At 61.2% G+C, this 22335-nt stretch carries 23 protein-coding genes and 1 pseudogene; 12 read left to right on the top strand and 12 right to left on the bottom strand.

Features of this window, described 5'->3' with window-relative positions:
• Window positions 1–50 precede the first annotated feature (50 nt).
• Both AACY31_RS07245 and AACY31_RS07240 read right to left on the bottom strand, forming a co-directional pair.
• Window positions 51–530: a nuclear transport factor 2 family protein gene (locus AACY31_RS07245; RefSeq protein WP_339479418.1), complete on the bottom strand. Its 480-nt coding sequence runs from the start codon at window positions 528–530 to the stop codon at window positions 51–53.
• A 45-nt stretch (window positions 531–575) separates the two neighbouring features.
• On the bottom strand, window positions 576–1139 hold the full coding sequence (locus tag AACY31_RS07240; protein ID WP_339479417.1) for a TetR/AcrR family transcriptional regulator: 564 nt from the start codon (window positions 1137–1139) through the stop codon (window positions 576–578).
• A 121-nt stretch (window positions 1140–1260) separates the two neighbouring features.
• Here AACY31_RS07240 and pssA point away from each other — a divergent pair, with 121 nt between their 5' ends.
• The 11 genes from pssA (at window position 1261) to AACY31_RS07185 (ending at window position 13273) form a co-directional block, all read left to right on the top strand.
• On the top strand, window positions 1261–2604 hold the full coding sequence (gene pssA / locus AACY31_RS07235; RefSeq protein WP_339504235.1) for a CDP-diacylglycerol--serine O-phosphatidyltransferase: 1344 nt from the start codon (window positions 1261–1263) through the stop codon (window positions 2602–2604).
• 11 nt (window positions 2605–2615) lie between these two features.
• A complete protein-coding gene (locus AACY31_RS07230; RefSeq protein ID WP_339504233.1) occupies window positions 2616–3632 on the top strand; it encodes an AraC family transcriptional regulator in 1017 nt (338 codons plus the stop codon).
• Between the two features lie 153 nt (window positions 3633–3785).
• Entirely contained in the window at window positions 3786–4757 is a 972-nt protein-coding gene (locus AACY31_RS07225; protein WP_339479414.1) for an NAD-dependent epimerase, read from the top strand.
• A gap of 32 nt (window positions 4758–4789) precedes the next feature.
• Window positions 4790–5533, top strand: a complete 744-nt coding sequence (locus AACY31_RS07220; RefSeq protein ID WP_339479413.1) for a glycosyltransferase family 2 protein — start codon at window positions 4790–4792, stop codon at window positions 5531–5533.
• 1 nt (window position 5534) lies between these two features.
• On the top strand, window positions 5535–5828 hold the full coding sequence (locus AACY31_RS07215; RefSeq protein ID WP_339479412.1) for a lipid-A-disaccharide synthase N-terminal domain-containing protein: 294 nt from the start codon (window positions 5535–5537) through the stop codon (window positions 5826–5828).
• Between the two features lie 67 nt (window positions 5829–5895).
• A complete protein-coding gene (locus tag AACY31_RS07210; RefSeq protein ID WP_339504286.1) occupies window positions 5896–7353 on the top strand; it encodes an ArnT family glycosyltransferase in 1458 nt (485 codons plus the stop codon).
• Window positions 7354–7583: 230 nt separating this feature from the next.
• A complete protein-coding gene (locus AACY31_RS07205) occupies window positions 7584–9248 on the top strand; it encodes an AMP-binding protein (protein ID WP_339479411.1) in 1665 nt (554 codons plus the stop codon).
• A gap of 16 nt (window positions 9249–9264) precedes the next feature.
• Window positions 9265–10026, top strand: a complete 762-nt coding sequence (locus tag AACY31_RS07200; RefSeq protein WP_339491847.1) for an SDR family NAD(P)-dependent oxidoreductase — start codon at window positions 9265–9267, stop codon at window positions 10024–10026.
• A gap of 15 nt (window positions 10027–10041) precedes the next feature.
• Window positions 10042–11229 (top strand): acetyl-CoA C-acyltransferase, encoded by a 1188-nt coding sequence (locus tag AACY31_RS07195; RefSeq protein WP_339504231.1) that lies wholly within the window; start codon window positions 10042–10044, stop codon window positions 11227–11229.
• A gap of 9 nt (window positions 11230–11238) precedes the next feature.
• Entirely contained in the window at window positions 11239–12366 is a 1128-nt protein-coding gene (locus AACY31_RS07190; RefSeq protein ID WP_339479408.1) for an acyl-CoA dehydrogenase, read from the top strand.
• Between the two features lie 133 nt (window positions 12367–12499).
• Complete coding sequence (locus AACY31_RS07185; protein ID WP_339479407.1) at window positions 12500–13273, top strand: enoyl-CoA hydratase; 774 nt, start codon at window positions 12500–12502, stop codon at window positions 13271–13273.
• A 172-nt stretch (window positions 13274–13445) separates the two neighbouring features.
• On the opposite strand, the gene AACY31_RS07180 is transcribed toward AACY31_RS07185, so the two are convergent.
• The 8 genes and pseudogenes from AACY31_RS07180 to AACY31_RS07145 form a co-directional block, all read right to left on the bottom strand.
• Window positions 13446–14597 (bottom strand): acyl-CoA dehydrogenase family protein, encoded by a 1152-nt coding sequence (locus AACY31_RS07180; protein ID WP_339479406.1) that lies wholly within the window; start codon window positions 14595–14597, stop codon window positions 13446–13448.
• 3 nt (window positions 14598–14600) lie between these two features.
• Entirely contained in the window at window positions 14601–15707 is a 1107-nt protein-coding gene (locus AACY31_RS07175) for an enoyl-CoA hydratase/isomerase family protein (protein ID WP_339479405.1), read from the bottom strand.
• A 134-nt stretch (window positions 15708–15841) separates the two neighbouring features.
• A complete protein-coding gene (locus AACY31_RS07170) occupies window positions 15842–16549 on the bottom strand; it encodes an HPP family protein (protein WP_339504229.1) in 708 nt (235 codons plus the stop codon).
• A gap of 176 nt (window positions 16550–16725) precedes the next feature.
• Window positions 16726–18105 carry a UDP-glucose dehydrogenase family protein gene (locus AACY31_RS07165; RefSeq protein ID WP_339479403.1) on the bottom strand — a complete coding sequence of 460 codons (1380 nt, stop codon included), beginning with the start codon at window positions 18103–18105 and terminating at the stop codon, window positions 16726–16728.
• Between the two features lie 97 nt (window positions 18106–18202).
• Entirely contained in the window at window positions 18203–19138 is a 936-nt protein-coding gene (locus tag AACY31_RS07160) for a LysR family transcriptional regulator (protein WP_339479402.1), read from the bottom strand.
• A 175-nt stretch (window positions 19139–19313) separates the two neighbouring features.
• Window positions 19314–19874 carry a hypothetical protein gene (locus AACY31_RS07155; protein WP_339479401.1) on the bottom strand — a complete coding sequence of 187 codons (561 nt, stop codon included), beginning with the start codon at window positions 19872–19874 and terminating at the stop codon, window positions 19314–19316.
• Between the two features lie 40 nt (window positions 19875–19914).
• Window positions 19915–20067: pseudogene (locus tag AACY31_RS07150) on the bottom strand (D-glutamate cyclase family protein); the annotation flags it as partial.
• 110 nt (window positions 20068–20177) lie between these two features.
• Complete coding sequence (locus AACY31_RS07145) at window positions 20178–20372, bottom strand: hypothetical protein (RefSeq protein ID WP_339479400.1); 195 nt, start codon at window positions 20370–20372, stop codon at window positions 20178–20180.
• A 23-nt stretch (window positions 20373–20395) separates the two neighbouring features.
• Here AACY31_RS07145 and AACY31_RS07140 point away from each other — a divergent pair, with 23 nt between their 5' ends.
• On the top strand, window positions 20396–20968 hold the full coding sequence (locus AACY31_RS07140; protein ID WP_339479399.1) for a phosphoglycerate mutase family protein: 573 nt from the start codon (window positions 20396–20398) through the stop codon (window positions 20966–20968).
• Here the strand turns inward: AACY31_RS07140 and AACY31_RS07135 are convergent.
• Together AACY31_RS07135 and AACY31_RS07130 are read right to left on the bottom strand one after the other, a co-directional pair.
• Complete coding sequence (locus AACY31_RS07135; RefSeq protein WP_339479398.1) at window positions 20957–21637, bottom strand: class I SAM-dependent methyltransferase; 681 nt, start codon at window positions 21635–21637, stop codon at window positions 20957–20959. The genes AACY31_RS07140 and AACY31_RS07135 overlap by 12 nt on opposite strands.
• 63 nt (window positions 21638–21700) lie before the next feature.
• On the bottom strand, window positions 21701–22330 hold the full coding sequence (locus tag AACY31_RS07130; protein ID WP_339479396.1) for a LysE family translocator: 630 nt from the start codon (window positions 22328–22330) through the stop codon (window positions 21701–21703).
• Window positions 22331–22335: the final 5 nt, after the last annotated feature.

Genomic DNA, 22335 nt, shown 5'->3' with positions numbered 1-22335 from the left:
CGGATTTGCCACCGCCATCGCGAGCAAGCGCCCGCCGGCCTGTTAGAGCGTTACAACCCCAACTCAGACAACCCCGGATGATCGTCCGGCCGGCGGCCCAGCGGCCAGCGGAACTTGCGCTCGCTTTCCTTGATCGGCATGTCGTTGATGCAGGCATAGCGTTTGTACATCAGGCCTTGCTCGTCGAACTCCCAGTTTTCGTTGCCGTAGGAGCGGAACCAGTTGCCCGAGTCGTCGTGCCATTCGTAGGCGTAGCGCACGGCGATGCGGTTATCGGTGAAGGCCCAGAGCTCCTTGATCAGCCGATAATCCAGCTCCTTGGCCCATTTGCGGGTCAGGAACGCCTTGGCTTCCTCACGGTTATGGGCGAATTCGGCGCGGTTACGCCATTGAGTATCCTGCGTGTAGGCCAGGGATACTTTTTGTGGGTCACGAGTGTTCCAGCCGTCTTCGGCCTGGCGAACTTTCTCGATCGCCGAGTCCCGAGTGAACGGTGGCAACGGCGGACGAACTTCGGAAGAGGCAGACATGGCAGATCTCCAGTGAGTTGACAGGTGGCACAAGGGTTCAACGGGTCAGGCGTGTAGCAGTTTTTTCAGCAGGTCCCGGGCGTGGTCAGCCGCGCTGTGGTCGCCCATGACCAGCGCCACGGTAATGGCGCCGTCAATCAGAATCAGGAGCTGGCGGGCCAGTGCGTCCGGGTTCTGGACACCTTGTTCGACGCACAGCCGGGTCAGGTAATCGAGCAGCTTCTGCTTGTGCAGCTTCGCCACCTGGCGGACCGGATCCTGTGGATCGCCGGTTTCGCCACTGGTATTGATGAACGCGCAGCCGCGGAAACCTTCGCTGTCGAACCAGTCCTTGAGCACGGTGAACAGGTTGAGCAGCCTTGCAGTCGGGGTCGGCGCCTTGTCCACTTCAGTGCTGAACCAGTGCATCCAGCGTTCGTCCCGTCGCCTGAGGGCGGCCACGATCAGGTCGTCCTTGTTGGCGAAGTAGCGATAGACACTTTTCCTGGAAACACCGGCGGTTTTCACCAGAAGGTCCATGCCGGTGGCGGCGATGCCACTTTTATAGATCAACTTTTCGGCGACATCGAGGATGATATCTCGTGTTTCATTTCCTGTAATTTCGTTCATGGAATGAAAGTAGAATGATCGTTCTCCTTGGTCAAGTCTTTTTTCTTGAGGACGGGAAGACCCAAACCCATCCATGGTGTAAGCTCATCCGTTCTTCGGAATCGACCTTTTTGCGAGCCCTATGCCGTCGCTTTTCAAACGCTCCCTGCTGCCCAAGCTGCGCAGCTTTGCACTGACCGCCGACGCGGTGACCATCCTCGATGGCGCTGCCCAATTCCACCGTTGCCTGCTGGAGAAAATCGCCCAGGCCACCCAGCGCATCTACATCGTCGCGCTGTACCTGCAACAGGACGAGGCCGGCCAGGAAATCCTCGATGCCCTGCATGCCGCCAAGGCCGCGCGTCCGGAACTGGATGTGGTCGTGGTGGTGGACTGGCTGCGGGCCCAACGCGGGCTGATCGGCGCCAAGAAGCAGCCGGGCAACTCGGCGTGGTACCAGGAGCAGACTCGCACCCATGTCAGCGAAGTGCCGATCTACGGCGTGCCGGTGCAAACCCGCGAGCTGTTTGGCGTGCTGCACTTGAAAGGCTTCGTGATTGACGACTGTGTGCTCTACAGCGGCGCCAGCCTGAATAACGTCTACCTGCACAAGTTCGACAAATACCGCTACGACCGCTATCACCTGCTGCAGAACACGGCACTGGCCGATTCGATGCACCATCTGGTGCAGCACGGCCTGGTCACCTCCAGGGCCGTGCATCGCCTGGACCTGCCGAACCTGCCCAGCACCCGCAGTTTGCGCAAGGACATCGGCGACTTGCGCAGTCGCCTCAAGTACGCGACCTATGACACCAGCGTTGGCAGCCTCGACAAGAGCGGCCTGTCGGTAAGCCCGTTGCTGGGCGTTGGCAAGAAGAATCCGCTGAGCCGGGTGATCGGTGAACTGATCGCCAGCAGTCGCCAGCAACTGACCATTTGCACACCGTATTTCAACCTGCCCCTGACGGTGACCCGGGAGCTCAATCGCGCCCTGGCCCGCGGGGTCAAGATCGACATCATCGTCGGCGACAAAACCGCCAACGACTTCTACATTCCGCCAAGCGAGCCGTTCAAGATCATCGCGGCGCTGCCATACCTCTACGAAATCAGTCTGCGGCGCTTCGCCAAACGCCATCAGCGTGCTATCGACAGCGGCCAATTGAACCTGCACCTGTGGCGTGACGGGGACAACACCTATCACCTCAAGGGCATGTGGATCGACGAGCGCTACACCTTGCTGACCGGCAACAACCTCAACCCGCGGGCCTTTCGCCTGGACCTGGAAAACGCGCTGCTGCTGGACGACCCCAAGGGCGAGTTGCTGGCGCCGCGCCAGGCCGAGCTTGAACAGATCTACCGCCACACCCGCCGGATCGAACGGTACCTGGACCTGGAAACCCTGGCGGATTACCCCGAGGCGGTGGCCAGGTTCCTGAAACGGGTCAGCCGGGTGCGGATAGAACGGCTGCTTTACCGGATCCTGTGAACAACCGCGCCATGTCGAAAAAAGACACCATCTCCATTCAGTTGGTACGTGAGGCGCTGCTGCAAAGCTGCGCCCCCGGAGCGGCTACCGATGAGGTCCTGAGCAAGGTCGGCATAGACCCAGCGTTGCTCGACGACGCCCAGGCGCGGGTCCCGGCCCATGCCTATGCGCGGCTTTGGCGTTTGCTCGCCCGACGCCTGGATGACGAGTTTTTTGGCATGGACCCGCGTAAGCTCAAATCCGGCAGCTTGGCGTTTCTCTGCCAGTGCGCCATGGCCCAGCCCACGCTGGCGAGCGGCTTGACGGCGGGGCTGGGGTTTCTGTCGCTGATGCTCGAACACCTGCCGGCACAGTGGGTGCGCCAGCAAAGCTTGGCGGAGATCGTGCTGCTGGAAGACGATCAGCACCCGCGTCGGGCCTTTACCTATTTCACCTACTGGATGATCGTGCATGGCGTGGCCTGCTGGCTGGTCGGACGGCGCATTCCCATTCTTTCCGTCGAACTGCGCTGCCCGGCGCCGGATTTCTGCGACGACTATCGGGTGATGTTCTCCCAGAACCTGCGCTTTGACCGGCCGCGCACCCGAATGATTTTCGCAGCTGAATGCCTCGACCTGCCGATCAGGCGCAACGCTGATGAGCTCAAGCGCTTCCTGGCCCAGGCCCCGGCCAACATCCTGGTCAAATACCGCAATCGGCAAAGCCTGGCCAGCCGTATCCGGCACGACCTGCGACAGCTGCCTGCCGAACAGTGGCCGGAAACCGAGACCCTGGCCCAGCAGTTGTGCGTGTCCGCGTCCACCTTGCGCCGACGCCTGGCGGAGGAGGGCCAGACCTACCAAGGCCTCAAGGACAGCGTGCGCAAGGATCTGGCAATCACTTGGCTGGCCGAGCCCTCCATCAGTTTCGTCGAAATCGCCTCGCGCCTGGGCTTTGCCGATGCCAGCTCCTTCTACAAGGCGTTTCGCAAATGGTCCGGGTCCAACCCGGGGCATTATCGCAGCCTGATTCTCAACGACATCAACTGACCGGTTGCCGGGCAGCGCCGAACAGGGATTTCGCTTAGCTGACTGGCACGCTCATAAAACCGTCATTTTTCTTTGATACAAGCCTGTGCAGGCCCCGGAAAAACCGGGCCATCCATCAGGGAAATGTATGCACGTGACCGTTTTGGGCAGCGTATGAGCGTATTGGTCACCGGCGCCGCAGGGTTTATCGGTTTTCATACGGCCAGGCGGCTGTGCCGCGAGGGCCATCAGGTCATCGGCATCGACAACCTCAACAGCTACTACAGCGTCGAGCTGAAGCAGGCGCGACTGGCGTTGCTGGCCGAATACCGCAACTTCCGCTTTCTGCGGCTGGACGTGGCCGACAAGCAGGCGCTGCTGGACCTGTTTGCACAAAACCCATTCGAGCAAGTCGTCCACCTGGCGGCCCAAGCCGGCGTGCGCTATTCCATCGATAATCCCGACCTGTATGCGCAAAGCAACCTGATGGGCTTTCTCAACGTGTTGGAAGCGTGCCGTGCCCACCGGCCGGCGCACCTGGTGTTCGCCTCGAGCAGCTCGGTGTATGGCTTGAACGACCAGTTGCCATACGCCACGACCGACCCGGTGGATCAGCCGGTGTCCCTTTATGCGGCGACCAAGCGCGCCAATGAACTGATGGCCCACGCTTACTCGCATCTCTACGGTATTCCCACCACCGGCCTGCGTTTTTTTACTGTCTATGGACCTTGGGGACGGCCCGACATGGCGCCGTTCAAATTCACCGACGCCATCCTCAACGGTCGCGCCATCGACCTCTACAACGATGGTGCGATGTCGCGGGACTTCACCTATATCGACGACATCGTCGAAGGGCTGATGCGGTTATTACCACTGCCGCCTGCCAATGAGTCGGGCGTGCGCAACAAGGTCTACAACATCGGATTCGGCGCCCCGGTGAAGCTCCTGCAGTTTGTCGAATGCCTTGAAGAGTCACTGGGCATCCCCGCAATAAAGCATTTCTTGCCGTTGCAACCGGGCGACGTGGTCGACACGTGGGCGGACACGCGCGAGCTCGAAGCCCACGTAGGGTTTCGCCCGCAGGTTGCGGTGCCCGTCGGGGTGCAGTCGTTTGTCGATTGGTACCGCGACTATTACCGCGCTTAACCCCTCAGTCCTCAGCTTTTTACTGGAGCGTCATGCACGAACCCCCTTATGTGTCGGTCCTGATTCCGGCAAAGAACGAAGCAGGCAACCTCATTCCACTGCTCGAAGAGGTGCGTGCGGCACTGGTCGACGAGGCTTTTGAGGTCATCGTGGTCGACGATGGCAGCACCGATGCCACCGCCGCTGAATTACGAACGCTGCAAGTCAGCGGCTATCGTCAGTTGCGGTTGCTCAGCCACACCCGTTCCCTCGGACAGAGCACCTCGATCTACCACGCCGCTGAAGTGGCACGCGGGCATTGGTTGGCAACCCTGGATGGTGACGGTCAGAACGACCCGGCCGACCTGCCGAAAATGCTCGACCTGGTGCGTGGCTCCGAAGGCACACCCGCGGGCGTCAAGCTGGTGGCGGGGCATCGGGTCAATCGCCGGGACACGGCGAGCAAGCGTTGGGCCTCGCGATTTGCCAATAAACTGCGCGCCAGCCTGCTCAAGGACCAGACCCCCGATACCGGTTGCGGCATCAAATTGATCGAGCGTGAGGCGTTTCTGCGGCTGCCGTATTTCGATCATATGCACCGTTTTATTCCGGCACTAATCCGCCGTCAAAACGGCCGGATGCTGGTTCAGCCGGTGAATCACCGTGAGCGCGGGGCCGGGGTGTCCAACTACGGCAACTTGGACCGGGCGCTGGTGGGCATTGTCGATCTGTTTGGGGTGTGGTGGCTGATCAAACGCACCCGCCTGGACGTCAACGCACAAGAAACCGAGGCTTGAAATGGGCAGAGAATCGTTGTGGTTGGCCGTTGGCTTCGCGGGTCAATTGGCATTCACCGGGCGTTTTGCCCTGCAATGGCTGTACAGCGAATACAAGAAGCGCAGCATGATTCCCGTTGGTTTCTGGTACCTGAGCATCATCGGTAGCGCGCTGTTGTTGGCCTATGCCATTTACCGCGAGGACCCGGTGTTCATTGTCGGCCAGTCCTTCGGGCTTATCGTTTACCTGCGCAATTTGCAGTTGATCGCCAAGCATCATGAGCAGGAAAACCCCGAACTGGCCAAAAAGGGCTGAGACGGTGCGGATACGACTATCTTCCTCGCGACTCGAGCTCCTGGCGTTTGTGGTATTGGCCTTGATCATGGTGGGTGCCGGCCTGGGCTGGCGCGAACCGATGAACGTCGATGAGGAGCGCTTCCTTGGCGTTGCCCTGGAGATGCTGCAGAACGGCTCATGGTTCATTCCCCATCGTGCAGGTGAAATCTACGCCGACAAACCGCCGCTGTTCATGTGGACAGTGGCGTTGTTCGTGCAACTGACCCACCTGCCCAAAGTCGCTCTGTACTTGCCCGCGCTGCTGGCAGGCGGCGTAACCACTGCGTGCCTGTATGACCTGGGCCGGCGCTTGTGGGGACGGCGCGTGGGGGTGATCGCGGTGCTCTTGTTTCTCGCTACCTACCAGACCTACAGCATCCTGCGCACCGGGCAGATCGACGGTTTTCTTGCGCTCTGGACCATCTTGGGAATCTATGGCCTGTGCCGGCATGTGTTGCTCGGCCCGGCCTGGCGTTGGTACTACCTGGCTTGTGCGGCGATGGGATTTGGGGTCATCAGCAAAGGCGTGGGGTTTCTGCCGGTGTTGCTGCTGGTTCCCTACGCCTATGCGCTGCGCAAAGGTTGGAAAGGGGTGGTGGCCATGCCTGGCCAGGCAGGACGCTGGTGGCTGGGGCTGTTCGTAGCATTGGCCGCCATCGCGTTATGGCTGGGGCCTTTGCTGATGATTGTCTGGCAGGGCAGTGCCGACAGCCTGACGTACGCCCAGCAAATCCTGTTCAAGCAGACCGCTGGGCGTTATGCCAACGCATGGGAACACCGCGAACCCTTCTGGTATTTCTTCGTCCAGGTGATTCCGAAGTACTGGCTGCCGATAGTGTTCATGCTCCCCTGGCTGGTGCCGGCCTGGCGTAAACAACTGCTCAAGCACGACGCTCGGGTGTTGGTGCTGCTCGGTTGGGTACTGCTGGTGTTGCTGTTCTTTAGCCTGAGCAGTGGTAAGCGCAAGCTGTATGTCTTTCCTGCGTTACCCGCGTTGATTCTAGTGGTGGCGCCGCTTGTGCCGTGGATGCTGCGCCGCTGGTTTGGCGCGCGGCCGAGGGGTAGGGTGCTCTTCAATGTATTGGCTGCACTGTGGTTGTGTGCCTGGTGTGTACGCGGCTTCGTCGAGCCCCACAAGGAAGGCATCAACCCCCACGAAACCCTTATGCACGATGTCGCGAGGCTGACCTCAAATGCCGAGCTGGTGCTTGTGGGGTGGCGTGAGGGCCACTGGTTGTTTGCGCAGCAACCCATCGTGCATTTCGGCTTTTATAACGGCAACGCCCTGGAACAATCCGTCACTTGGCTGCGCAGCCATCCGCAGGCCTTCGCCCTGGTGCCCGCTCAGGACCTGGGCCGTTGTTATGACCCGCAAAAAGCGCGTCGGGTAGGCAATACCTCAAGGGCCGAGTGGTTCCTGGTGGGGGCTGATGCGGACAACCAGCGTTGCCAGTCGCCGGCACCGGAGAAGGTGTATTCGTTTGCCTGGCAGCAGCCCTTGTAGCGGCGAGCACGTTCGCGCCCACAGAGGCTTGGACGATCACCCAATCGCAGTCCACCACAAATCCCTTGCTCGCGATGAGGGCCGAAAGAACACCACATTCCTAAACCATGGCCAAACCAGTCAAGCAACTTGAAAGCTTTGACCATTGCCGCCACCGCCCTTCGGCGCGAGTATTTGCCTGCTATTCACGGTTCCCCCCAACCAATAAAAAACACCGAGGGATGCTGGTCATGCGCGATTATTCGTCCGCCACGTCGCAGTTCGATTACCTGCACACTGTCAACGCCGCACTGCATGGCTCACTCGAGGCGCTCAATGCCTGTGTCGAGTGTTGTGACCGGCATGCGTTGCCGGGGCGTATCGCCTTGTTCTGGGAGGGTCGTGACGGCAGCGAAGCTACCTGGACTTACCGTGACCTGCAGGACAACGCCGCGCGGTTCGCCAATTTTCTGCGCGCCCAAGGCATCGGCAAGGGCGACAAAGTGGCCGGCCTGCTGCCGCGCACCGCTGAACTGCTGATTGTGGTACTCGCCACCTGGCGCATCGGGGCGGTGTATCAACCGCTGTTCACCGCATTCGGGCCCAAGGCCATCGAGCACCGCCTCGGCAGCTCGGGGGCGCGCTTGGTCGTCACCGATGCGGTCAACCGTCACAAGCTCGACGAAGTCGCCGCTTGCCCCACCATCGTCACGGTCGGCGGCGAAAAGGGCCAGGGCATCGTGCGCGGCGACTACAGTTTCTGGGCCGAGGTGGCGAACCACTCCAGCCAGTGCGAACCGCTGATGCTCAGCGGCGAAGACCCGTTCCTGCTGATGTTCACCTCCGGCACCACGGGGCCTGCCAAGGCGCTGTCGGTGCCGCTCAAGGCCATTGTTGCGTTCCAGAGCTACACCCGTGACGCGGTAGACCTGCGCCCTGAAGACGCCTTCTGGAACGTCGCCGACCCGGGCTGGGCCTACGGCATCTATTTTGGCGTGACCGGGCCGCTGGCGATGGGGCATCCGATTACCTTCTACGATGGCCCGTTCACCCTGGAAAGCACCTGCCGGGTCATCAACAAATATGGCATCACCAACCTGACCGGCTCACCCACGGCCTATCGCCTGTTGATTGCCGGTGGCGAGCCCTTTGCCCGGTCGATCAAGGGCAAGCTGCGCATCGTCAGCAGCGCCGGTGAGCCGTTGAACCCGGAGGTGATCCGTTGGTTCGCCGACAACCTGAACGTGGTGATCCACGACCATTATGGCCAGACCGAACTGGGCATGGTGCTGTGCAACCACCATGGGCTGGAACATCCGGTCCACCTGGGCGCGGCCGGTTTTGCCTCGCCGGGCCATCGGATTGTGGTGCTGGATGAAAATCAGCGCGAGTTGGGCGTAGGCCAGCCGGGCATTCTCGCGCTGGACCGCAGCCAGTCGCCCATGTGTTGGTTCGCCGGTTACGAGGGCGGGCCGACCAAGGCTTTCGTCGGTGACTACTACTTGAGCGGCGACACCGTGGAACTGAACCCGGACGGCAGCATCAGTTTCGTGGGCCGTAGCGACGACGTGATCACCACCTCCGGCTACCGGGTCGGTCCGTTCGACGTGGAAAGCGCGTTGATCGAACACCCGGCCGTGGTGGAAGCGGCGGTGATCGGCAAGCCCGATCCGGAACGCACCGAGTTGGTGAAGGCCTTCGTGGTACTCAGCGCGCAGTTCCGTGCCTCGTCGCAGTTGGCCGAAGAATTGCGCCTGCACGTGCGCAAGCGCCTGGCAGCCCATGCGTATCCCCGTGAAATCGAATTTGTCAGCGACTTGCCGAAAACTCCGAGCGGCAAATTGCAGCGCTTTATCTTGCGCAACCAGGAGATCGCCAAAGCCCAAGAGGCGGCGGCGCAGAACGTTTCAGCTTGAATCCAAGGAAACCATGATGCAGATCGACAACAAGATTTTCCTCGTCAGCGGCGGCGCTTCCGGCCTCGGCGCGGCCACCGGCGAAATGCTGGTCAAGGCCGGTGCCAAGGTGATGCTGGTGGACCTCAACGCCGACGCCGTGGCCGCCCAGGCGCAAAAACTGGGCTGCCAGAGCGTGGTGGCCGACATCAGCAACGAAACAGCGGCTGAAGCGGCGGTGAGGGCCACGGTCGATGCGTTCGGTGGCCTCAATGGCCTGGTGAACTGCGCCGGTATCGTGCGCGGCGAGAAGATCCTCGGCAAGAACGGTCCCCACGCCCTGGCCAGCTTCAGTCAGGTGATCAACGTCAACCTGATCGGCAGCTTTAACCTGCTGCGCCTGGCGGCTGCTGCCATTGCCGAAACGGAGGCCAACGCCGACGGCGAGCGCGGGGTGATCATCAATACGGCGTCGGTGGCGGCCTTCGATGGACAGATCGGCCAAGCGGCTTACGCAGCCTCCAAAGGCGCCATCGCCAGCCTGACGTTGCCGGCCGCCCGTGAGCTGGCGCGTTTCGGCATCCGGGTGATGACCATTGCGCCAGGGATTTTCGAGACCCCGATGATGGCCGGCATGACCCCGCAAGTACGCGATTCCCTGGCCACCGGCGTGCCGTTTCCGCCACGCCTTGGGAAACCTTCCGAGTACGCGGCGCTGGTCAGGCATATCATTGAGAACAGCATGCTCAACGGTGAGGTGATCCGTCTCGACGGTGCCTTGCGTATGGCAGCCAAATAATCAGGAGGATTCATGATGTCCGACGACCCGATTGTCATCGTCAGCGCCGTCCGCACCCCCATGGGTGGTTTCCAGGGTGAACTGAAAAGCCTCAGTGCCCCGCAGCTGGGTGCTGCCGCCATCAAGGCCGCCGTGGAGCGTGCCGGCATCGCACCCGGCGCGGTTGAAGAAGTGTTGTTCGGTTGCGTACTCGCCGCCGGCCTGGGCCAGGCACCGGCGCGTCAAGCCGCGCTGGGCGCCGGCCTCGACAAGTCGACCCGCTGCACCACGCTCAACAAGATGTGTGGCTCGGGCATGGAAGCGGCGATCCTCGCCCATGACATGCTCATCGCCGGCAGCGCCGACGTGGTGGTGGCCGGCGGCATGGAAAGCATGTCCAACGCACCGTACCTGCTCGATCGTGCCCGCAGCGGTTACCGAATGGGCCATGGCCGGGTGCTTGACCACATGTTCCTCGACGGCCTGGAAGACGCCTACGACAGCGGTCGGCTGATGGGCACTTTCGCCGAAGATTGCGCCGAGGCCAATGGCTTGAGTCGCGAGGCCCAGGATGCATTCGCCATTGCGTCCACCACCCGCGCCCAGCAGGCGATCAAGGATGGCAGTTTCGACGCCGAGATCGTGCCGTTGCAGGTCATGGTCGGCAAAGAGCCAGTGACGGTGTCCCACGACGAGCAGCCACCCAAGGCCCGGATCGACAAAATCGCTTCGCTCAAACCGGCGTTCCGCGCGGGCGGCACGGTAACGGCAGCCAACGCCAGCTCCATTTCCGATGGCGCCGCGGCGCTGGTGCTGATGCGCCAGAGCCAGGCTACCCAGCGTGCCCTCAAGCCTCTGGCGGTGATCCATGGTCACGCGGCGTTTGCCGATACCCCGAACCTGTTTCCCACCGCCCCGATTGGCGCCGTGAGGAAACTGATGCAAAAAACTGGTTGGTCGCTGGATCAAGTCGACCTGTTCGAAGTCAACGAAGCCTTTGCCGTGGTGGGACTGGTGACCATGGGCAAGTTGGAAATCGCCCATGACAAGGTCAATGTCCACGGCGGGGCCTGCGCGCTGGGCCACCCGATTGGCGCATCTGGCGCGCGGATTCTGGTGACCCTGCTCTCGGCCCTGCGCCAGAAAGGCTTGAAGCGCGGCGTTGCGGCGATCTGCATCGGCGGCGGCGAAGCCACGGCCATGGCTGTCGAATGCCTGTATTAAGGAATCACCATGCTTGCGACTGAAGAACAGACCCAAATCCGCGACATGGCCCGGCAGTTCGCCGAGGAACGCTTGAAACCGTTCGCCGCCGAATGGGACCGCGAACACCGATTCCCCCGGGAAGCCATCGATGAAATGGCCGAGCTGGGCTTCTTCGGCATGCTGGTGCCGGAGCAGTGGGGCGGTTGTGAAACCGGTTACCTGGCCTATGCGATGACTCTGGAGGAAGTCGCCGCCGGTGACGGTGCGTGCTCGACCATCATGAGCGTGCACAACTCGGTGGGCTGCGTGCCGATCCTCAAGTTCGGCAGCGATGAGCAGAAGGCAAAATTCCTCACACCCCTGGCCAGTGGTGCGATGCTCGGCGCGTTCGCCCTGACCGAACCCCAGGCCGGTTCAGACGCCAGCAGCCTGAAGACGCGGGCGCGGCTGGCAGGTGATCATTACGTACTCAACGGCTGCAAGCAGTTCATCACGTCCGGGCAGAACGCCGGGGTGGTGATTGTGTTCGCGGTGACCGATCCGAGCGCCGGCAAGCGTGGCATCAGTGCGTTCATCGTGCCGACCGATTCGCCGGGCTACAGCGTGGCCCGGGTCGAAGACAAACTCGGCCAGCACGCCTCCGACACCTGCCAGATCCTCTTCGAGGATGTGAAGGTGCCGGTGGGCAATCGCCTGGGCGAGGAGGGCGAGGGCTACAAAATCGCCCTGGCGAACCTGGAAGGCGGGCGGGTGGGCATCGCGGCGCAGGCGGTGGGCATGGCCCGCGCGGCGTTCGAGGCGGCCCGGGACTATGCCCGGGAACGCTCCAGTTTCGGTAAGCCGATCATCGAGCACCAGGCCGTGGCGTTCCGCCTGGCCGACATGGCGACCCAGATCGCCGTGGCCCGGCAAATGGTGCACTACGCCGCCGCCCTGCGAGACAGTGGCCAACCGGCGCTGGTAGAGGCCTCCATGGCCAAGCTGTTTGCCTCGGAAATGGCTGAAAAAGTCTGCTCCATGGCGTTGCAAACCCTGGGCGGGTACGGTTACCTCAACGACTTCCCGCTGGAACGCATCTACCGCGACGTGCGAGTCTGCCAGATCTACGAAGGCACCAGCGACATTCAGCGCATGGTCATTTCGCGCAATCTTTGAGTAGGAGCTGCCGCAGGCTGCGATCTTTTGATTTTGCTCTTTCGTACAAGACTCAACTGGCAGGAAAAGATCGCAGCCTTCGGCAGCTCCTACAGGGCATCGAGCCAAATACAGCGCTTAACAGGAGTTATACATGAGCTACGAAACGATTTTATTGGAGATCAAGGACCGCGTCGGCCTGATCACCCTCAACCGTCCCCAGGCATTGAACGCCTTGAATGCGCAGATCGTCAGCGAGCTGAACCAGGCGTTGGACAGCCTGGAGGCTGATCCGAAGATTGGCTGCATCGTGCTGACCGGCTCGAAAAAAGCCTTTGCCGCCGGTGCTGACATCAAGGAAATGGCCGAGCTGACCTACCCACAGATCTACCTGGACGACCTGTTCAGCGACAGCGACCGCGTGGCCAACCGCCGCAAGCCGATCATCGCGGCGGTGAACGGTTTTGCCTTGGGCGGTGGCTGCGAGCTGGCGTTGATGTGCGACTTCATTCTGGCCGGTGACAACGCCAAGTTCGGCCAGCCGGAGATTAATCTCGGCGTGCTGCCAGGCATGGGCGGTACCCAGCGCCTGACCCGGGCGGTGGGCAAGGCCAAGGCCATGGAAATGTGCCTGACCGGGCGCTTCATCGATGCGGTGGAAGCCGAGCGTTGCGGCATCGTTGCGCGGATCGTACCGGCCGATGAGCTGCTGGACGAGGCGCTGAAAACCGCCGCGCTGATCGCCGCCAAGTCGTTGCCCATCAGCATGATGGTCAAGGAAAGCGTCAACCGCGCCTTTGAGGTCAGCCTGTCTGAAGGTGTGCGTTTTGAGCGCCGGGTATTCCATGCGGCGTTTGCGACGCAGGATCAGAAAGAAGGCATGGCGGCGTTCGTGGCCAAGCGGGCGGCGGAGTTCCAGGACAAGTAAGGCAGCGTGCTCACTGGCGCCATTGCGAGCAGGCTCGCTCCCACAGGGGATTCGGGGTGTATGCAGCCTTTGAGTACGCCATCGGATCCTGTGGGAGCTGGGCTTGCCCGCGATGCATTGCTTTGACAGATGTACCGCCATCGCGAGCCTGCTCGCGATGGTTTTCCAGCCATCACACCAGGTAGTGTTTCAACTCCCGGGCAATCACCATTCGCTGTATCTCACTTGACCCTTCGTAGATCTGAGTAATCCGCGCATCGCGGTAGTAGCGCTCTACCGGATAATCCTCGAGATACCCGTATCCACCATGAATCTGTATGGCCGAGGAGCAGACTTTCTCGGCCATTTCCGAGGCGAACAGCTTGGCCTGGGAGGCTTCTGACAGGCACGGCTTGCCGGCGCTGCGCAGGCGTGCGGCGTGGAGGATAAGCAGACGGGTGGCGTTGATGCGGGTGTGCATGTCGGCCAGCAGGTTGGCGATGCTCTGGTGCTCGATGATCGGCTTGTCGAACTGAACGCGATCGCGCGCGTAAGCCAGCGCCGCGTCAAAGGCGGCACGGGCGATGCCCAAGGCTTGCGCCGCGATGCCAATGCGGCCGCCTTCCAGGTTGGAGAGGGCGATCGCCAGGCCTTTACCGCGAGCCCCCAACAGGTTGGCCTCCGGGATGGTGCAATTGCTCAAGGTGACCGCGCAGGTGTCCGAGGCGCGGATGCCCATTTTGTGTTCGGTGCGATCAACGATGAAACCCGGCGTATCGGTGGGCACCAGGAACGCCGAAATGCCTTTCTTGCCCAGTTCCGGGTCCGTTACGGCAAACACGATCGCCAGTTTCGCTCGCTTGCCATTGCTGACGAACTGCTTGGCGCCGTTGATGACCCACTGGCCACCGCGCAATTCGGCCCGGGTGCGCAGGTTGTGGGCTTCGGACCCGGCCTGAGGTTCGGTGAGGCAAAAGCAGCCAATGGCCTGGCCACTGGCGAGGTCGGCCAGCCACGTCTGCTTTTGTTCATCGGTGCCGAAATTCAGGACCGGCCCGCACCCCACCGAGTTGTGGATGCTCATCAGCGCCCCGGTGGCACCGTCGCCGGCGGAGATTTCCTCTACCGCCAGGGCATAGGCGACGTAATCGACGTAGGTGCCGCCCCATTCTTCCGGCACTACCATTCCCAACAGGCCCAGTTCGCCCATTTTTGCCACCAGGCCGTCGTCAATCCAGCCGGCTTTTTCCCAGGCTTGGGCGTGGGGGGCGATTTCACCACGGGCGAAGTCCCGGGCCATGTCGCGGATCATCACTTGTTCTTCGGTCAGTTCGAGGTCATGCATGGCTCAGTTCCCGTGGTCATCGAAGCCGTCGAAGAAACTCGCCACATGGTCGGCGTCCAGCGCCTCCAGGGTCGGAGGGTTCCAACGCGGGTTCTTGTCTTTGTCGATCAGCAAGGCGCGCACGCCTTCGATCAGGTCACCGCGTTCGAACCATTGCCGGTCCAGATGCAGTTCCAGGGCAAAACAGTCTTCCAGGCTCAAATGCCGACCGCGCCGCAACATTTCCAGGGTCACGGCCATGGCCAGGGGAGAGCGGCTGTCCAGCAGTTCGGCGGTCTTTATCGCCCATTCGTGACTGTTGGCGACGGTGACCTGGCGCAACTGCTCGACCATGCTCGGCACGTCGGGCAGGCCAAAGAAATGGTCGATGGCTGGCCGAAAGTCAGCCAGGGGCGGGGCAGGCAGCTGTTGCACACCGAGTTTGGCCAGCAGGCTTTGCAGGTCCTTGAGCGGCGTGTCATGCCATTCCAGCCGATTGAGGCGCTCGTCGAGCTGCTTGAGTTTGCGGCTGTCGATATACCAGTCGGCCAACCCGCAATACAACGCGTCGGCAGCACGGATCTGTACGCCACTGACCCCCAGGTAGATGCCCAGCTCACCGGGAATGCGTGGCAGGAAATAGCTGCCGCCCACGTCCGGAAAATAACCGATACCGACTTCCGGCATGCCCAGGCGGCTGCGTTCGGTCACGACCCGCAGGTCGGCGCCTTGTACCAGGCCCATACCGCCACCCAGCACGAAGCCATCCATCAAGGCGAGGATCGGTTTGCGGTAGTGGTGAATTGTCAGGTCGAGGGCGTATTCCTCGACGAAGAAATCTTCGTGCAGGGTGTCGCCCTGCTTGTGGCTGTCGTACAGCGAGCGGATATCACCGCCGGCGCAAAACGCCTTGTCGCCCGCGCCACGCAGTACCACGGCGCGGATCTGTGGGTCGAGGGCCCAGGTATCGAGTTGTTGCTGCAAGCTGCGCACCATGCCCAGGGTGAGGGCATTGAGGCCGGCGGGGCGGTTCAGGGTCAAGTGGCCAATCTGATTACGAACCTCGACCAGCACCTCATAGGCTGCGGTTTCGATGGTTTGCGCGGCTTGTGATGAAACCTGAGCTGTCATCGCTAACTCCCTGCTTTTATTCTTCTTTATGAATTGTGTCGCGCGTACCCATTCAAGATCGTACCAGTGCAAATTTGCATTGCACAACCGGGATACGTGCAGGTCCTTTCTGCATATTTATAGCAGCCACAGGCTCAACCGCGACCAGAGAGAACCTCCGCGATGCTGCGGCGCTTGGCATTTCGCTCGCTGGCGTGGATCAATTGCTCAAGATCTTCCGGCGTGACGTCAAAGAATGCTTCCATTTCCGCCAGGGCCAGTTTCAGGTCTTCGGCCGTGATCGCCTGCCGGTCGACGGGAGAGTGATCAGCCGGGATGACCACCCCCGGTTCGCTGGCACGCTTGGGATAGCGCACTCGCGTCAGGTTGTTGTAGGCCAGCGCAAAGACGAGCAGCCCGGAGCCGGCCAGCATGGCCGCACCGACGGCCTGCCAGCCCAAGGCAATGATCGACGGAGCGGCCAGCACCAACGTCGCCGCCAGGGCACCCGCCGGCGGGTGCAGGCAACGCAGCCAGCACATCAACACCAGCGCCATGCCCGCCGCCAGGCAGGCGCTACCCAGCGTGCGGCCCAATACATGGGCCACCAGCAACGCGACGACCGACGCACACAGGTAACCGCCGACAATCGACCAGGGCTGGGCGAGGGCACCTGATGACACCGCAAACAACAGCACCGCCGAGGCGCCGAGGGGACCGATCAGGTGTTGCGCCACTTCAAGGCCAAATACCTGCGCACAAAGCCAGACACTGAACATCGTCCCCAGCGCCATGCCGATGGCGGCGCGGCTCCATTCGGTGGGACGGGTGTTGATAGCGGCGGGGAACCAGCGAGAAAGCATTAAGCGACAATCCAAAAAACGAACAAAAAAAGGGGCTTACTGAAAAAACCCAGAAAGCCCTTTAAGTGTTCCAACAGTTGGGGGAGGAACGGCGCACAGTGTGCCGTTCACAACCCTTGCTTACAAATTCATAATAATGCTGGTTGAGTGCATTAATTTTGAGGTAACGCTACAGCTTATGCGCTTCTCGAAGCAGGGAACCACGTTTGCTGGGCAATGGGCAGGTTGCGCGACTGCCCGCGCCCCATCGGGAAATAGGTGAAACCCTTGTCCGCCATGCGCTCCGGTTCGAACAGGTTGCGGCCGTCGAAAATCACCGGGGCCTTGAGCCGTTGCCGGATCAGCTCGAAGTCCGGAGCCTTGAAGGGCTGCCATTCGGTGCAGATGACCAGCGCGTCGGCCCCCGGCAACACCGATTCCGGCGTGCCCATCAGCATCAATCGGGTTTCGTCGGGGTAGAGCAATTGCGTCTGCTGCATCGCCTCCGGGTCGAACGCGCGGACGCTGGCACCCGCGGCCCAAAGCGCTTCGAGCAAGGTGCGGCTCGGTGCGTCGCGCATGTCGTCAGTGTTGGGCTTGAAGGCCAGGCCCCACAGGGCGAAGGTCTTGCCGCGCAACTCGCCCTGGTAGAACGCATTGATCCGCTCGAACAGCTTGTGTTTCTGCCGCCCGTTGATGGCTTCCACCGCTTGCAGCAGGTCGCTGGAACAGTGGGCCTGCTCGGCGGTGTGGATCAGGGCGCGCATGTCCTTTGGAAAACATGAGCCGCCGTAGCCGCATCCCGGGTAGATGAAGTGGTAGCCGATGCGCGAGTCGGCGCCGATGCCCAGGCGTACGGACTCGATGTCGGCCCCCAGGTGTTCGGCCAGTTCGGCGATCTGATTGATAAAACTGATCTTGGTCGCCAGCATGCCGTTGGCGGCGTATTTGGTCAGCTCGGCACTGCGCAGGTCCATGAACAGGACACGGTCGTGGTTGCGGTTGAATGGGGCGTACAGGTCGCGCATGGTTTCACGTACTTCATCGCGCTCGCAGCCGATCACGATACGATCTGGACGACGGCAATCGGTAACCGCCGAGCCTTCCTTGAGGAACTCGGGGTTGGAGACAATATCGAACTGCAGCAGACGACTGGCCTTGAGCAGGCATTTGTCGATGTGCGTCCGCAGAACGTCGCCGGTGCCCACTGGCACGGTGGACTTCTCCACCACAATGAGCGGTTGCTCGCGGTAGCGGGCGACAGCCTCGCCGACGGCCAGGACCTGACTCAGATCGGCACTGCCATCGTCCCGGGAAGGCGTACCCACGGCGATAAACAGGACCTGGCCGTGTTGCACGGCAAGCTGTTCGTCACTGGTAAAGTGCAAGCGCCCGGCCTCCAGCCCTTCACGCACCAGCGTGGCCAGGCCCGGCTCGAAAATACTCACCTGGCCTTGGCGCAGGCTGTCGACCTTGCGCTCGTCTATGTCCATGCACACCACGTCATGGCCCACTTCAGCCAACACGGCGGCTTGCACCAAGCCTACGTAGCCACTTCCGAATACGCTGATTTTCATGGTGAGTTCCCTGGATCATTCCGAGCGAGCGACATGCACAACCCGCGTTCGCCGCAGTGCGCTTGGCTCAGAATAAGTCGGGGATGTTGCAGTTCACTTACAGCGCGCTGAAGTCTTGCGCCGCCAATCTATACGCTGCTGGCAGTTGTGCGACGAACTCGCCCACCACTTCCCGGGTCAGGGCGACGATATCTTCCACCCGTTCCATTCCCGCGCCGGTCCGCCAACTGGCCATGATGTCCATGACCGATGGCAGCGGCACACCGTCCACCAACGTCAATGTGCCCTGGGCCAATTCGCCGGCGACCAGCGCGGCCGGCATGGCACCAATGCCAAAACCGTCGCGAACCAGGCGGGTGATGGCCGATGCCGAGTTCACACAGTTGATGCGTGGCGAGACGATGTTGGCCGAGTGCAGCAGGTTGAGAATGTCCTGGTGGGGGCGTGAGTTGCGCGAAAACGTCACGATGCGTTCCTGGGACAAGTCCTCTAGCGAGGCATAGGACCGGTCATAGGCGGAGCCGGTGCGCACCACCCAGTGCATCGGGTACCGCGCTAGCAGTGCGTTGCGCACGCTGTCCAGGCGCAGGATGTCAGTCTGGAAAATGATGTCCTGGTAGCCTTTCTCCAACTGCGAACACAGGTTGCTCGCGGTGTCGGCCGACAGTTCGATTTCCAGGGCTGGGTAACATGCCATCAGGCGTGTCACCAAGGGGCTGAGCCAGGTGTGGATCACCGTATCCATTGCACCAATGCGGATCCGGCCGCGCACCTGGCGCGGATCCTTGATCACGGCTTTCATGCTTTGCATGGTGTCCATGATGCGCTCTGCGTACTCCAGCACGTGCTGGCCTTCGGAGGTCAGCGATACACCTTTGGAATCGCGCAGGAACAGGCGCACGCCCATCTCGTCCTCCAGGGCGGCGATCCGACTGGAAATGGACGCCTGGGTGGTGAACAGCTTTTCCGCGGTGAGGCGAAAGCTCTTCAGGCGGGCGACCCAGACGAAGGTTTCGAGAAACTTGATGTTCACGTGGGCGTCTCCTTGGCGCAGTCAAGGGGGCATAGAAACCGTGGCAAGGGGAGTATCCCCACCCTATGAGAGCAAGACTTGCCCGCGATGAGGCCAACGCGGTCTTCCCGAGAACCGAGGCGTCCGCATCGCGAGCAAGCTTTGCTCTCACAGGTAAATCCCGTCGCCACAAGGATCAGCGTTTGGCTCTATTTTGTTCACTGATCGGGTTAATCATGAACTGGATCACGTCCTGAAGCGCGCCTGAATCCGGCACGTTATCGATCGCCGCTTCAGGCCAGCACCATGGGTACTCCAGCCGTGACGCCCAGGCCATGATCATCGGTAGATCGCTCGCCGGCAGGGTTTTCATGTGTTCGATGGTGATGGTCAGTCGCTCGGCCAGGCTCGACGCTGGTTCGAACTGCCAGTCATACAGGCCACAACCGACACGTGCCTCGCCACTGTTCTTGTCGGACATCGCCACCAACCATTTGCACTGGAACGCCTCGGCATTTGCCGGTGGTGGCGCGGCCAGGCAGAACGTGTAGACGTTTTCGAAGGTCTGGCCAAAGCGACTGACCAGCACGTCGCCGATGGCGGCACGGCCTTCGACATGGTCGGGAAACGCGATGGAACCGGTGCGCACGACCATGTGCAGAATAGCCGTCGGTGTGAAGGCCTGGTCCAGCAGGTGAGGGCGGTTACCGTCCTTGGCACTGATGTACTGTTGAATCGAAAGCTGAGCGGTGTTCATCGTGTGTCCCTTCAAGTTGAAAAACAGCCTCGTACGAGGCTTACAAGTCACTGTTCCATAAGGCCGTCACCCGCATTTTGCCAGACAGGCGGGCGGTGGGGCGTGTGGCGATGTTGGCCTGGAACATCGCGCCGTTGCGGCCCAACTCAATGTGCCGCAAACGGATGCCGGTCTCCAGCAGGCGGTGTTCGAACGAAAACGAGCAACACCGGGGCTCTCCAAGCGTTCGTTCGCTACTTTGAGAACACCGTGGCTATCGCGTCCAACAAGGAATATTGCTACCCCGTGACAACTAAAAGTTATTCAAGAGGTGGTTGGCTGTTCAGGCGGGGTCGCCGCCATGCATTGCGGCCCGACATCAACGGCGTACTGGCTGACCACCTGGTGACTCATCTGGACGATGTTCTCGATCAGTGCATAGAGGCGGGCATAGATCGACTGGCTGGCGGCGATCCAGTGGTTCCGTGTATACAGGTGCGCTACGAAAGGGATTTTCAAGATAAAACAAGGGAGCTGTTGCTGTGATCTACCTGATACGCCATGCCACGCCGCTGATCGATTACACGCCTTGCAATGCACATTCAGCCAAGCTGCTTCTGGATGAATACAACCAGACCTCATCCATCGATGAGGGTGAAATTGCAGCATTCCTGGGCCAACCGGAGGTGTCTCAAGTGCTGTTGGCGAGCGAAGCTAACATCATTTCCTCGCCCGTCAACAGAGCCTACGCGACGGCGTGCCGGCTATTCGACGCAACACGTATCCAACAGGATGCTCGATTACGCGAGTATGACCTGCGGTTAAGTAGCATTCCCGTCTTGAAAATGGGCGTGAGGCATTGGTTCGCGTTGCACAGGATCTTGTGGTTGTTGGGGATTTCACTGGGGGCCGCCAGCCGAAAAGCCGAACACCAGCGGGCGCTGGGTGTCGCCGATGAGCTTTACAAAGGCTGCGGCGAACCGGGGAGGACCACGATCATTGTCTCTCACGGCATGTTTCTCAGAACTGTCAGGAAAACCCTGCAAAAGCGCGGCATGCAGGCGCGCAGGGTTTATCGCTCGGGGTGTTTTACCGTCGAGTTGCTAACGCCATGACGGGGATTGCTCGGCCAGCAGCAGTAGCGACTGCGGCAATGGGCTTTGTGGATGCTGCGGTTCCTGCAGGCCCAGCAACCGGAAACCGGCCATGTCCAAGGCATTGAGCCAACTGGACAAAGTGCGGAAGTACCACGGCATGGGTTGCCATTGGCCTTTGAACCCATCGAAGGTTTCTTCTCGCCAGCCGTCCTGATAATCGCCCGCCGCCACGGTCCATGGATGCAGCGTTTGAACTACCAGCGCGCCGCCTGGGTTGAGCAGGGCATTCATCGCAGCGAGCAATGGGATGATGTCCTGGTGTAACAGGGCGAAGTTGGCGCAGATCAGGTGGTAGCCGCTGCCAACGTCCACCTTCGCTTCCACCAGCGCTTCATAGCTGGCCAGATGCACCGACGAGGAGCCCGCCGCCCGCGCCGCATCGACCAGCGTCGCGTCGCCATCCACACCGACCGCCTCGATGCCCCGTTCAGTCAGCGCTCGCAACAACCAGCCTTCACCGCAGCCTAGATCCAGCACTCGCTCAGGCTGGCGGCTTTGCACCGCCAGCAGCATGGCCTGGTCCGTGACCGTCAACCGGCTTTCGATGGCACCCGTGCGGATAGCTTTGATCCAGGAATGGGCATTGTGGTGCCAGCTTTGGAGGAGGGTGGTTTGCGACGACGACATCGATCCAGCTCCGCAATGGATTGGCTAAGCATAGGCCAATCCATTGCGCAGGGAAGCCCGTGGTCAAAGCGGGCGGTCAAGAAACAACAGGCGTGCCGCCAGCGCTGCCATGACCCCGGCAAAACCGTACGTGCCCAGGCGCCTTGAAATCACGCCGCTTGCCAGTTTCGCCCTGAGCAGCGCGGCGCAAACACCCAGCAGCGTATGAAAGACCAGTGCAATCAGGGCCAGCAGCGCGCCCAGGAAGATCAACTGTAAGCTAACGCCTCCAGCCTTGACGTTGACGAACTGGGGCAGGAACACCATGAAGAACAGCAGCGCCTTGGGATTCAAGAGGCTGTTGAGGGCGCCTCGGCAGAAAATTTTCCACAGCGAAGCCGCCTGGAGCTGAGTCGCCTGAGTCACTGCCGGCGCTCTCAATGCTTGCCAGGCCAGCCACAGCAGGTAACCGGCCCCGGCCAGGCGTAGCAGGTCGAACGCCGGCGCCCAACTCATGACCAGTGCGCCAATGCCAGCGCTGACCATCATCGTCATCAGCACGTCGGAAAAGGAAATGCCGAGGGCGGCTGCAACGCCAGCACGCCAGCCGTGAGCTAGCGCATGGCTGGTGACAAAGGCCATGTTGGGCCCTGGGACGATCAGCAAAAGCACGACAGCAACCACGAACAGATAGAGATTGGCGGTATCCGGCATGGGGA

It is taken from the genome of Pseudomonas sp. RL_105y_Pfl2_101 (genome assembly GCF_963970585.1).
Classification (GTDB): domain Bacteria; phylum Pseudomonadota; class Gammaproteobacteria; order Pseudomonadales; family Pseudomonadaceae; genus Aquipseudomonas.
Note: the sequence above shows the minus strand (reverse complement) of the source record. Positions and strands in the feature narration are given on the sequence as shown.